Source organism: Pseudomonas sp. Marseille-Q7302 (genome assembly GCF_965111925.1).
Map to the genome: position 1 here is coordinate 2,328,336 of NZ_CBCOPK010000001.1, position 11,825 is coordinate 2,340,160.

The 11,825-nt window shown below is 62.3% G+C and carries 7 protein-coding genes; 3 read left to right on the forward strand and 4 right to left on the reverse strand.

Features of this window, described 5'->3' with window-relative positions; all coding sequences use genetic code 11:
- Window positions 1–45 precede the first annotated feature (45 nt).
- From treS to ACWPW1_RS11005, 3 genes are all read left to right on the forward strand, one after another.
- Window positions 46–3,375, forward strand: coding sequence for a maltose alpha-D-glucosyltransferase (gene treS, locus ACWPW1_RS10995; protein ID WP_454252908.1), 3,330 nt, complete (start codon window positions 46–48; stop codon window positions 3,373–3,375).
- A complete protein-coding gene (gene glgB, locus ACWPW1_RS11000) occupies window positions 3,372–5,591 on the forward strand; it encodes a 1,4-alpha-glucan branching protein GlgB (RefSeq protein WP_454252909.1) in 2,220 nt (739 codons plus the stop codon). Before treS ends, glgB begins: the two co-directional genes overlap by 4 nt.
- 86 nt (window positions 5,592–5,677) lie before the next feature.
- Window positions 5,678–6,406, forward strand: coding sequence for a polysaccharide lyase family 7 protein (locus tag ACWPW1_RS11005; RefSeq protein ID WP_434776485.1), 729 nt, complete (start codon window positions 5,678–5,680; stop codon window positions 6,404–6,406).
- Between the two features lie 7 nt (window positions 6,407–6,413).
- On the opposite strand, the gene ACWPW1_RS11010 is transcribed toward ACWPW1_RS11005, so the two are convergent.
- From ACWPW1_RS11010 to glgX, 4 genes are read right to left on the reverse strand one after another with little or no spacing between them, the layout of a single operon-like run.
- Complete coding sequence (locus ACWPW1_RS11010; protein ID WP_434776486.1) at window positions 6,414–7,463, reverse strand: lysylphosphatidylglycerol synthase domain-containing protein; 1,050 nt, start codon at window positions 7,461–7,463, stop codon at window positions 6,414–6,416.
- Window positions 7,460–8,707, reverse strand: a complete 1,248-nt coding sequence (gene clsB, locus ACWPW1_RS11015) for a cardiolipin synthase ClsB (RefSeq protein WP_454252910.1) — start codon at window positions 8,705–8,707, stop codon at window positions 7,460–7,462. Before clsB ends, ACWPW1_RS11010 begins: the two co-directional genes overlap by 4 nt.
- Window positions 8,704–9,465 carry an endonuclease/exonuclease/phosphatase family protein gene (locus ACWPW1_RS11020; RefSeq protein WP_059314772.1) on the reverse strand — a complete coding sequence of 254 codons (762 nt, stop codon included), beginning with the start codon at window positions 9,463–9,465 and terminating at the stop codon, window positions 8,704–8,706. The genes clsB and ACWPW1_RS11020 overlap by 4 nt, the downstream gene beginning before the upstream one ends.
- Window positions 9,462–11,651 carry a glycogen debranching protein GlgX gene (glgX, locus tag ACWPW1_RS11025; protein WP_271654730.1) on the reverse strand — a complete coding sequence of 730 codons (2,190 nt, stop codon included), beginning with the start codon at window positions 11,649–11,651 and terminating at the stop codon, window positions 9,462–9,464. Before glgX ends, ACWPW1_RS11020 begins: the two co-directional genes overlap by 4 nt.
- Between the last annotated feature and the right edge of the window lie 174 nt (window positions 11,652–11,825).

The following is an 11,825-nucleotide window of genomic DNA, read 5'->3' on the forward strand; positions in this document are numbered from 1 at the left end:
CGGTGCACGCATCTGATTCAGACGCCCTGTTAAGGACCTGACGACATGGCAAAACCTAATAAAGCTCGTTCCCGCAAACCTGCCGCCTTCATCGATGATCCGCTGTGGTACAAGGACGCGATCATCTACCAGGTGCATGTGAAGTCGTTCTTCGACTCCAACAACGATGGCATCGGTGACTTCCCAGGCCTGATCGACAAGCTCGATTACATTGCCAGCCTGGGCGTCAACACCATCTGGCTGTTGCCGTTCTATCCGTCGCCACGTCGTGACGATGGCTACGACATCGCCGAATACCGCGGTATTCATCCTGACTACGGCACCATGGCCGATGCCAAGCGGTTCATCGCCGAGGCCCATGCCCGTGGCCTGCGGGTGATCACCGAGCTAGTCATCAACCACACCTCCGACCAGCACCCCTGGTTCCAGCGGGCACGGCGTGCCAAGAAGGGTTCGGCGGCGCGCAACTTCTACGTCTGGTCCGATGACGACCAGAAGTACGACGGCACCCGCATCATCTTCCTCGACACCGAGAAGTCCAACTGGACCTGGGACCCGGTCGCTGGCCAGTACTTCTGGCACCGCTTCTATTCCCACCAGCCGGACCTGAACTTCGATAATCCCCAGGTCATGAAGGCGGTCATCTCGATCATGAGGTACTGGCTGGACCTGGGCGTCGACGGTCTGCGCCTGGACGCGATTCCCTATCTGGTGGAGCGCGACGGTACCAACAACGAGAACCTCCCCGAGACCCATGTGGTGCTCAAGGAGATTCGCGCCGAGATCGACGCCAACTATCCGGACCGCATGCTGCTGGCCGAAGCCAACCAGTGGCCGGAGGACACCCAGCTGTACTTCGGTGATGGCGACGAATGCCACATGGCCTTCCACTTCCCGCTGATGCCACGTATGTACATGGCCATCGCCCAGGAAGACCGCTTCCCCATCACCGACATTCTGCGCCAGACCCCGGAGATCCCGGCCAATTGCCAGTGGTCGATCTTCCTGCGCAACCACGATGAACTGACCCTGGAGATGGTGACCGACCGCGAGCGGGACTATCTCTGGAACTACTACGCTTCGGATCGCCGGGCGCGTATCAATCTGGGTATCCGCCGTCGCCTCGCGCCCCTGCTGGAGCGCGATCGTCGGCGTATCGAGCTGCTCAACAGCCTGCTGTTGTCCATGCCCGGTACCCCGACGATGTACTACGGCGACGAAATCGGCATGGGTGACAACATCCACCTGGGCGATCGCGATGGCGTACGGACCCCGATGCAGTGGTCGGTCGACCGCAACGGCGGCTTCTCCCGCGCCGACCCAGCCAGCCTGGTGCTGCCGTCGATCATGGACCCGCTCTACGGCTACCAGGCGATCAACGTCGAGGCCCAGTCCCGCGATCCCCATTCGCTGCTCAACTGGACGCGTCGCATGCTGGCCGTGCGCAAGCAGCAGAAGGCGTTCGGCCGCGGCACCCTGAAGATGCTGTCGCCCACCAACAGACGGATCCTGGCCTACCTGCGGGATTTCACCAACGCCCAAGGTGAGCACGAGACCATCCTCTGCGTGGCCAACGTCTCCCGCGCTGCCCAGGCGGTGGAGCTGGACCTGTCCAACTTCGCCGGTCAGGTGCCGGTCGAAATGATCGGCGGCAGCGCCTTCCCGCCCATCGGCCAGCTGCCCTACATGCTGACCCTGCCGCCCTATGGCTTCTACTGGTTCTACCTGGCCGGCAACGAACAAATGCCCTCCTGGCACACCGAGCCACCAGCGCCGATGCCCGACTACCAGACGGTAGTGATCAAGCGCAATCTGCAGGAGCTGCTCGACGGCGAGCCGCGCCGCATCTTCGAAGAGGTGCTGCCGGTCTATCTGCCCAAGCGCCGCTGGTTCGGTTCCAAGGACGAGGCCATCACTGGCGTGCGTCTGGACTACGCCGCCCAGATCAATACCCCCAAGCTGCCGGTGATGTTCAGCGAAGTAGTGGTGACCAACGCCAAGGGCGAGGAGCGTTATGCGCTGCCACTGGGCTTCCTCGCCGAAGAGGACCAGCACTGCAGCCCGCTGGCGACCCAGCTGGCCATCTCCCGCATCCGGCACGTGCGCCGCGTTGGCCTGGTGACCGATGCCTTCGCCTTGACTAGCTTCGTGCATGGCGTGTTCGACGCCTTCCACAAGGGGGCCAAGCTCGCCTTGCCCGCGGGTGAACTGAGCTTCGAGGTCTATGATCAGTCCGAGGACTTCGCGCTGGATCCGGACATCGAGATCAAGCACCTGGGTGTCGAACAGTCCAATAGCTCGCTGATCGTCGGCGACCACCTGATGCTCAAGCTGATCCGCAAGGTGGCGCCGGGTATCCATCCGGAAGTGGAAATGGGGCGCTATCTGGCCCAGGCTGGGTTCGCCAATATCGCCGCCACCCACGCCGTGGCCCAACGCATCGCGGCCGATGGCACGCCGCATGTGCTGATGCTCGTGCAGCAACACATCCACAACCAAGGTGATGCTTGGACCTGGAGCCTCGACGGGCTGGATCGGGTCACGCGTGATCTGCTCAGCGGCGGCATCTCCGACGTGGAGAACGAGTTCACCGCCATGGGCGACCTGGCCGCCTTTGCCGGCGTGCTCGGCAAGCGCCTGGGTGAAATGCACCTGGTGCTCGCTCAGCCCACTGACGATGCGGCCTTCGCCCCGGAAACCGTGGACGCCCAGGCGGCCAAGGAGCTGGCGCATCGCGTCCGCGTTCAGGTGGACGGCGCGCTGGATACCCTGCAAGGCATGGGCGATCAGCTCGATGCCACCGGCAAGCAATTGCTGCAAGGGCTGGTCGGCAAGCGCGAGGCGCTGGCCAAGCGCATCGAGGCGCTGGCGGCCGATGTGGAAGGGGGCCTGCGCATCCGCGTCCATGGCGACCTGCACCTCGGTCAGGTACTGGTGGCGCAGGACGATGCCATCCTCATCGACTTCGAAGGTGAACCGGCGCGTTCGCTGGAAGAGCGGCGTGGCAAGTACGGTCCGCACAAGGATGTCGCCGGGGTCCTGCGTTCGTTCGACTACGCCGCAGCCATGGTTACCCAGTCCAGCAATGCCGGTGCCGATACCTCGGACGAGAATCTGCGTCTGCGTGCCAAGGCTGCGGAAACCTACCGGAATTCGTCCTATGCAGCCTTCCTGGAAGCCTATCGCACCGCAGCGGCCGACATCGGCCACCAGTGGAGCGAGCGGGGAGAACAGGCGGCGCTGGATCTCTACAGCCTGGAGAAGGCTGTCTACGAGATAGGCTACGAGGCTGCCAACCGACCCACCTGGATCAACATCCCGCTACGTGGCGTCGTCGCCATTGTCGAGACCCTCTTGTCTGGAGCCCGCGCATGACCGATCACACCACCGCCTCCGTCGCTCCCCTGGACGACGCTCGGCTCTCGGCTGCCGAAGCCGAGTCGCTGGCCCGCGGCGAGCACGGCAATCCCTTCGCCGTGCTTGGTCCCCATCCCGATGGCGAGGGCGTGATCGTCCGCGCCTTCCTGCCCAACGCCCTGGGTGCTGAGCTGGTCGATCGCGTGAGCGGTCGGCCACTGGCCCAGATGCAACCGGGACGGGTACCCGGCTTGTTCGTCGCGCGGCTGGAATATGCCGCGCCCTACAAGATGATGATCCGCTGGCCCAGCGGTGTGCAGGAAACCGAGGATCCCTATTCCTTCGGGATGCTGTTGGGAGAAACCGACCTCTATCTGTTCAACGAGGGGCGTCACCGCAACCTTGGCGAGACCTTCGGCGCCCAGCGCTGCCAGGTCGACGGCGTGGAGGGCGTACGCTTCGCGGTTTGGGCACCCAATGCCCGTCGGGTCTCGGTCGTCGGGGACTTCAACAGCTGGGACGGGCGCCGGTTGCCCATGCGCCTACGCGCCAACAGCGGCGTCTGGGAACTGTTCGTGCCGCGCCTGCCGGTGGGAACGGCCTACAAATACGAGATCCTCGGCCAGCACGGTGTGCTGCCGCTCAAGGCCGACCCCATCGCCTTGGCGGCGGAATTGCCCCCGCGTACCGCTTCGGTGGTCGCCGACAACAAGCCCTTCACCTGGCACGACCAGGACTGGATGGCTCGGCGCCGTGAACTCCAGGGCCTGGAGGCGCCGATATCGGTGTACGAATTGCACGCTGGGTCCTGGCGCCGGGAGGGCGGTGACGAAGGTCGCCTGTACAACTGGCGCGAGCTGGCCGAGCGCCTGATTCCCTACGTTCGCGAGATGGGTTTCACCCATATCGAGCTGTTGCCGATCATGGAGCACCCCTTTAGCGGCTCCTGGGGTTACCAGCCACTGGGTCAGTTCGCGCCCACCTCGCGTTTCGGCTCGCCGGCTGATTTTGCCGCCTTCGTCGATGCCTGCCACCAGGCGGACATCGGCGTCATCCTCGACTGGGTACCGGCGCATTTCCCCACCGACGAACACGGCCTGGCCCGCTTCGACGGCACCGCGTTGTACGAGTACGAACACCCCTACGAGGGCTTCCACCAGGATTGGAACACCTACATCTACAACCTGGGGCGCCATGAGGTGCATGGCTTCATGCTGGCCTCGGCCATGCACTGGCTGAAGCATTTCCACATCGACGGCCTGCGGGTCGACGCCGTGGCCTCCATGCTCTACCGCGACTACTCGCGCAAGCAGGGTGAGTGGATCCCCAACATCCATGGTGGCCGCGAGAACCTGGAGACCATCGCCTTCCTGCGTCATCTCAACGAGGTGGTCCATGAAGAAGCACCGGGTGCCCTGGTGATCGCCGAGGAATCCACCTCCTGGCCGGGCGTCAGCGCGCCGGTGAGCGAAGGTGGCCTGGGGTTCGACTTCAAGTGGAACATGGGCTGGATGAACGACACCCTCCACTATGTGGAAGAGGACCCGGTCTATCGCCAGTACCACCATCACCAGATGACCTTTGGCCTGGTGTACGCCTGGTCGGAGCGTTTCGTGCTGCCCATCTCCCATGACGAGGTGGTACACGGCAAGGGCTCGATGATCGAGAAGATGCCGGGTGACGTCTGGCAGAAATTCGCCAATCTGCGCAATTACCTGAGCTTCATGTGGACCCACCCGGGCAAGAAGCTGCTGTTCATGGGCTGTGAGTTCGGCCAGTGGCGCGAATGGAGCCACGACCGCGAGCTGGACTGGTTCCTGCTGGAGCATGGCACCCATCGCGGTGTGCAGCAGTTGCTCGCCGATCTCAACCATCTCTATCGTCACGAGCCGGCGTTGCACGAGCGCGACCACCTGCCCGAGGGCTTCGACTGGGTGGTGGACGATGATAACGGCAACAGCGTCTTCGCCTGGCTGCGTCGAGATGCCCAGCAGCGGCCCCTGCTGGTGATCGCCAATTTCACCCCGGTACCGCGTAACGACTATCGAGTGGGCGTGCCTGCGCTGGGTCACTGGCAGGAGATCTTCAACAGCGATGCCGAGCGCTATGGCGGCTCCAACCTGGGCAATGGTGGCGGCGTGACGGCGGAGGAGGTCGCGGCCCACGGCCAACCGGCGTCCCTCAACCTGAACCTGCCGCCCCTCGGCCTGCTGGTGTTCAAGCCGCAAGGCTGATCCGGAGCGCCTTCCACGGGCGCTCTGGCTGACAAGCATCACCTGTCTGGGTGATGCTTGTCAGGCATCTGGCAACCGAGAAGCCCATGATCGATCTCGCCGAATGGAATCTGACGGTACCGGTACCCATGCCTGTGGCTCAGGTACAGACCGCCGAACTCAACAGCAGCGGTTTTCGCAGTCCCTATCTCATGCGGGGCCAGGGCGGCACCTTGCTGTTCTGGGTGCCGGTGACGGGCACCCCGCAACCCTTCGATGACTATCCCGCCACCGAATTGCGCGAGACGCGACCGGATGGCAGCACCTATGCGTGGAAGTACCGCGATGCCGATGCGCTGTTGCAGGCGGAAGTCGCCGTACAGCAGGTGCCGTCGCGTCCAGAGGTCGTCATCAGCGAGATCGAGGACCAGGCCCGGGTGCCCGCCGCACCCGAACCGCTGTTGCAACTGGTCTACCGGGTGGAGCGCTCGACCGAAGAGGATCGGGGTCAGACGACGCAAGGCCAGCTGATTGCCCGGCTAAGGGAGAGCCCCAGCGACAGTCCCAAGGAGGTCATTCTGCTGGAACGCCTGCCACTTAACAGTCGTTTCAGCTACGACATCAAGCTGGCGCGCACCGGTGTACTCACCGTGCGCGCCCACGGCGCGGGTTCTCGCACGGGAGACCTGGGTCTGCAACTGGATGGCGCCTGGAGCGACCATCACCTGTATTTCAAGGCAGGCGCCCGCTTGCGCGATGGGGAGGGGCCCACCAACGAAGGCGGGCGGGTGCTGTTCTACCGCCTGATTTCCATGCACCAGCCCAACAACCGTTGAGGCTGCTTCAGCGTGCACCCTGTTCATGCTGCTTGCGTTCTTCCCGGCGGTCGTTGCTGCGCTTGAGCTTCTTGGCGCGGCTTTCCAGGGCGAAGTACAGCACGGCAGCGATAAGCAGGGGGACGATGAAATACAGCGTCCGATAGCCAAGCAGGGCGGCGATGATCTTGCCCTGGGAGAGGCCGTCATTGGCCAGCAGGGCGATGAATACCGTCTCCAGCACCCCTACACCGGCCGGGATGTGGACGATGACCATGGCGATGCTGGAGAGCAACAGCACCCCGAGCACATGCAGATAGTCCACCTGGCGGCCGAGGAAGAGATAGACGATCGCCGCCATGGCCATCCAGTTGACCGACGACACCAGCAGCTGCAGGCAGGCCATGCGCAGCGAGGGCAGGGCGAGACGCTGCTTGCGGATCGTCCACTCCCGTTGCTTGGCGAAGGTACACACCCCCAGGTAGAAGACGATGAAGGCGAGCAGGCCGAAGCCGATCAGGCGCAAGGTGGTATCGCCGACGAACCAGTTGGGCGGCATGTCCACCACACCGCTGACGAAGATACCGCCGGCCAACAGGACGTAGCCCAGCCAGTTGGTAGCGATGCTCAGCGAAAAGATCCGGGTGATGGTGCCGCTGGAAAGTCCTAATCGTGAGTAGAGGCGATACCTCATGCCAATGCCACCCACCCAGGTACTTAGGGTGAGGGTGAAGGCGTAGCAGATGAAGGACACCAGGAACACCTGGCGCTTGACCAGCTTGTGGCCACAGTAGGCACGGCCGATGAGGTCGTAGCAGCCGTACATGACGTACGACAGCACCACCAGGCCCCCGACCATGGCGAGGGTGGTGATCTTGTAGCCGGTGAATACTTTCCAGACTTCGCCCCAGTCGACCTTGCGGGCGTAGATCACCAGCAGGACGATGACCGCGATCAGGAAGACCCAGGCCAGGATGCGTTTGGCCAGGGCCCAGCGGCCGTTCTGCGGCTTGTCCGCGGTCTGCTGATGGTCTTCGTCGCCCTCTGTATGTTCGAGGGTGTCGCTGCGGCTGCTCATCGTTGGGGATACCTTGAAATCGTGGGGTCCACGCGGTCCTGGGTTTCGAGCTCGGGCTGAACCGGTGGGCTCACCAATTCGATCTTGGGCGTGTGACCGGGCAGCCAGCCGACCCAGGCAGGGAAATGGCGCAGGAAGTGAAAGACCAGCATCGTCTTCGCCAGGTGCCAGTAGGTGCGCTTGGGCACCTTGTTGCTGTCGACGTGCTCGCAGTGATTCTGGATCAGGGATTCCAGGCGACCGCGCAATTCACGGTTGAAGGCGTGGTCGTGAAAGATCAGATTGCATTCCAGGTTGAGCGACAGGCTCAGGGGATCGAGATTGCTCGATCCTACCGTGGACCAATGCTCGTCCATGGTCGCCACCTTGCCATGCAGGGGTCTGAGGCAATACTCATAGATCTCCACCCCGGCCTTGACCAGGTAGTTGTAGAGCATCTGGGCGCCCACCTTGACGATGGCCATGTCCGGCTCGCCCTGGACGATGAGGACGACCCGAACGCCACGTTGCGCCGCGTTGCGCATCTCTCGCAGCAGGCGATAGCCCGGGAAGAAATAGGCGTTGGCGATCACCACCTCGCGCTTGGCGTTGCGCAGCATCTCCAGGTAGTGCGTCTCGATGTCGGCACGGTGCTCGTCATTGTCACGGAATACCAGCAACGCCTGGGCATTGCCCGGATTGCGGTTGTTGGCCGGCTTCTGCGAGCGCTTTCCCCACCAGCGGTGGGTTTCCTCGGGAGAGTTGATGGCGTCACGAGCGAAACGGTGGATGTCGTCGACGATGGGACCTTCCACCTCGACGGCATAATCCTGCTTGGCTTCCGGTCCGAAGTCGCCCAGGTGCTCGGCGGAGTAATTGATGCCACCGATGAAACCCAACCGGGCATCCACGACCACGATCTTGCGATGCAGGCGGCGGAAGAGGTTGGTCCTCATTCCCATCACCAGCGGGCGCGGGTCGTAGTAGCGGAAGCGGACACCGGCATGGACCATCTCGTCGAGAAACTCCCGCGGCAGATCGGGCGAGCCATAGGCGTCCACGGTGATATCCACCTGGACGCCGCGCTTGGCGGCGGTTACCAGCTCCTGCTGCAGGGCTTTGCCGACCTTGTCATAGAAGAGAATGAAGGTCTCGATGATGACTTCACGCTCGGCCTCGCGGATCGCTTCGAAGACCCGTGGAAAGAAGTCTTCGCCGTTTTCCAGCAGGGCGATGCGGTTTCCGTCCCGCCATTCGAAATTCATAGATGGAAGTCCGCAGCCAAGGGGGCATGGTCGGACAGGTGCGACCATGGCTGATTGCCCAGCACCTGTGGGCGACCGACACTGACGTTGCGGGTATAGATGCGATCCAGGCAGAGCAGCGGGCGCTTTGCCGGGAAGGTCTTGGGTAGCCGTCCCGCGGTTTTCATGAACACTTCTTCGAGGCCTGCGCCCTGGCCAAGGATGTCATTGGCCTTCTGCCGCCAGTCGTTGAAATCCCCGGCCACCACGACAGGCGCGTCACTGGGCAGGGAATTGATGTGTTCGCAGATCAGCTTCATCTGCATCTGGCGATGCTTTTCGCGCAGACCCAGATGGACGCAGATGACATGCAGATCCAGGGCCTGATCCGGAATGCGCAGAACGCAGTGAAGCATTCCGCGCTTTTCCGGACCGGCGATGGAAATGTCGAAGTTGTCGTAACTGACGATGGGAAACTTCGACAGCACCGCATTACCGTGATGGCCGTCCGGGTAGACCGCATTTCGCCCGTAGGCGAAATCGGTCCACATCGAATCGGCCAGGAACTCGTACTGCGGCGCAGCCGGCCAGTTCTCGAAGCGCAACGGGTGTTTCTCGTGGGTGCCCAACACCTCCTGCAAGAAGACAATGTCCGCTGACACCGTCCGCACCGCTTCGCGCAACTCCGGCAAGATGAACTTGCGGTTGAAGGACGTGAAGCCCTTGTGCGTGTTGATGGTCAGGACCTTGAACGAAAAACCCTGTTGCGCATTCGTCATGCCTGGCGCTTCCTCCGCTTGGTCTGGGTCAGCTCGAACAGCAATACCGAACGTCCGGTGACCTGATAGGTTTCTCCGAATTTGAAGACGTCGCCGGTATCCAGGTCAGGCTGATTGGTATCCAGCTGCAGGGACCAATGCTCGCCCATGGGGACTTCCGGCAGGGTGAAATCCACCACGTCATAGTGAGCATTGACCAGAATCAGCAGCGAGGTATCCGCGCCCTTGCGGCGAATACCGGTCGGCTGGGCCCGGCCATCGAGCAGGATGCCCATGCACTTGTTGCTGCCGTCCTGCCACTGCTCGTCGCCCATCTCGGTACCACCGGGCTGCAGCCAGGTGACGTCCTTGACGCCCAGTTCCTCGTTGTAGGCACCGGTGAAGAAGCGGCTACGACGCAGCAGGGGATAACGACGACGCAAGTCGATCAGATTGCGCACGTACTCTTGGAGCTCGGCACTCTTGTCGCTGATCTCCCAGTTCACCCAGCCGATTTCGCTGTCCTGGCAGTAACCGTTGTTGTTACCGCCCTGGGTACGGGCGAATTCGTCACCCGCCAGCAGCATGGGCGTGCCCTGGGAGAGGAACAGCGTAGCCAGCAGATTGCGCATCTGCCGATAGCGCAGCTCGATGATTTCCGGATCGTCGGTCTCGCCTTCGACGCCGCAGTTCCACGACAGGTTGTGGGAGTGACCGTCGTTGTTGCCTTCGCCATTGGCCTCGTTGTGCTTGTCGTTGTACGACACGGTGTCGGCCAGGGTGAAGCCATCGTGGGCGGTCACGAAGTTCACGGAAGAATAAGGCTTGCGACCACGGCGGTTGAACTTGTCGCCGGAGCCCAGGAGGATCTTCGCGAAATCGCCGATCTTGTCTTCGTCACCCTTCCAGAAGGCACGCGCGGTGTCGCGGAAGGTATCGTTCCACTCCATCCAGCCGGGCGGGAAGTTGCCGACCTGGTAGCCACCGGGGCCACAGTCCCAGGGCTCGGCGATGAGCTTGGTCTCGGCCAGGATCGGATCCTGACGACAGGCATGCAGGAAACCGCCGCCTTCGTCGAAGCCATCCGGCTCACGGCCCAGGATGGTCGCCAGGTCGAAGCGGAAGCCGTCCACACCCATTTCGGTCGCCCAGTAGCGCAGCGAGTCGGTCACCATCTGCAGGACGCAGGGGTGGCTCATGTTCAGGGTATTACCGGTGCCGGTGTCGTTGATGTAGTAGCGCGCATCATCGGGCATCAGGCGGTAGTAGTTGGCGTTGTCGATGCCCTTGAGCGAGAGGGTCGGACCCATCTCGTTGCCTTCGGCGGTGTGGTTGTAGACCACGTCGAGAATGACTTCGAGGCCGGCATTGTGCATGCGCGCGACCATCACCTTGAATTCGCCGATGGACTGACTGGCCATGTAGCGCGAATGCGGGGCGAAGAACGCCAGGGTGTTGTAGCCCCAGAAGTTTCTCAGGCCCTTTTCCAGCAGGTGGTTGTCATCAAGGAAGTAGTGGATCGGCATCAGCTCGACGGAGGTCACGCCGAGGGACTTGATGTAGTCGATCACCTCGCTTTCCTGCAGACCGGAGAAGGTGCCTCGGGCATTCTCGGGCACTGCCGGGTGAAGCATGGTGTAGCCGCGGACGTGGGTCTCATAGAACACGGTGCGATCACGCGGGACACGCGGATGGGTGGTGTTACCCCAGGTGAAGGCAGGGTCGATCACCCGGCAGCGCGGCATGAAAGGGGCGCTGTCACGCTCGTCGAAGGACAGATCGCCATCGTCATGGCCGATGGTGTAGCCGAACAGGGCATCGTTCCACTCCAGCTCACCGACGATCTGCTTGGCGTAGGGATCGATCAGCAGCTTGTTGTGGTTGAAGCGATGGCCATTCTGCGGCTCGTAGGGGCCGTGTACACGGTAACCGTAGAGAGTGCCAGGACGGGCATCGGGCAGGTAGCCGTGCCAGATCTCGTTGGTGAATTCCGGCAGTTCGATGCGCTCGATTTCTTCCTTGCCTTCATCGTCGAAGAGGCAAAGTTCGACCTTGGTGGCGTTGGCGGAAAAGATGGCGAAGTTCACGCCGGAGCCGTCCCAGGTAGCGCCCAGGGGGTAGGGCAGGCCTTCACGAACACGAGACTTGGACTTACTGATGAAAGTGGTCGCTTCGGTTAAGGGCTTGTTGGAATCAGTTGAAGTCATTTCGACGCTCTCGGGATAGCTAGGAAGGAAGTAGCTCTGACTCGGCTCTCAATACCTGCCGGTGGCTGAATCGATACAGATCCGGCTACCTGTATATGAAAGGCCCGACGCAGCGCAGTTCCAAGCCCTGATGGCTAACCGACAAAGCGTTGTTTTTTCAAGAAAAAATGAGGA

Bases quoted from the DNA above. Each gene is read 5' to 3' on its own strand.
- glgX (WP_271654730.1), bottom strand. From the start codon at position 11,651: ATGACTTCAACTGATTCCAACAAGCCCTTAACCGAAGCGACCACTTTC.
- glgB (WP_454252909.1), top strand. From the start codon at position 3,372: ATGACCGATCACACCACCGCCTCCGTCGCTCCCCTGGACGACGCTCGG.
- clsB (WP_454252910.1), bottom strand. From the start codon at position 8,707: ATGAATTTCGAATGGCGGGACGGAAACCGCATCGCCCTGCTGGAAAAC.
- ACWPW1_RS11010 (WP_434776486.1), bottom strand. From the start codon at position 7,463: ATGAGCAGCCGCAGCGACACCCTCGAACATACAGAGGGCGACGAAGAC.
- treS (WP_454252908.1), top strand. From the start codon at position 46: ATGGCAAAACCTAATAAAGCTCGTTCCCGCAAACCTGCCGCCTTCATC.
- ACWPW1_RS11020 (WP_059314772.1), bottom strand. From the start codon at position 9,465: ATGACGAATGCGCAACAGGGTTTTTCGTTCAAGGTCCTGACCATCAAC.
- ACWPW1_RS11005 (WP_434776485.1), top strand. From the start codon at position 5,678: ATGATCGATCTCGCCGAATGGAATCTGACGGTACCGGTACCCATGCCT.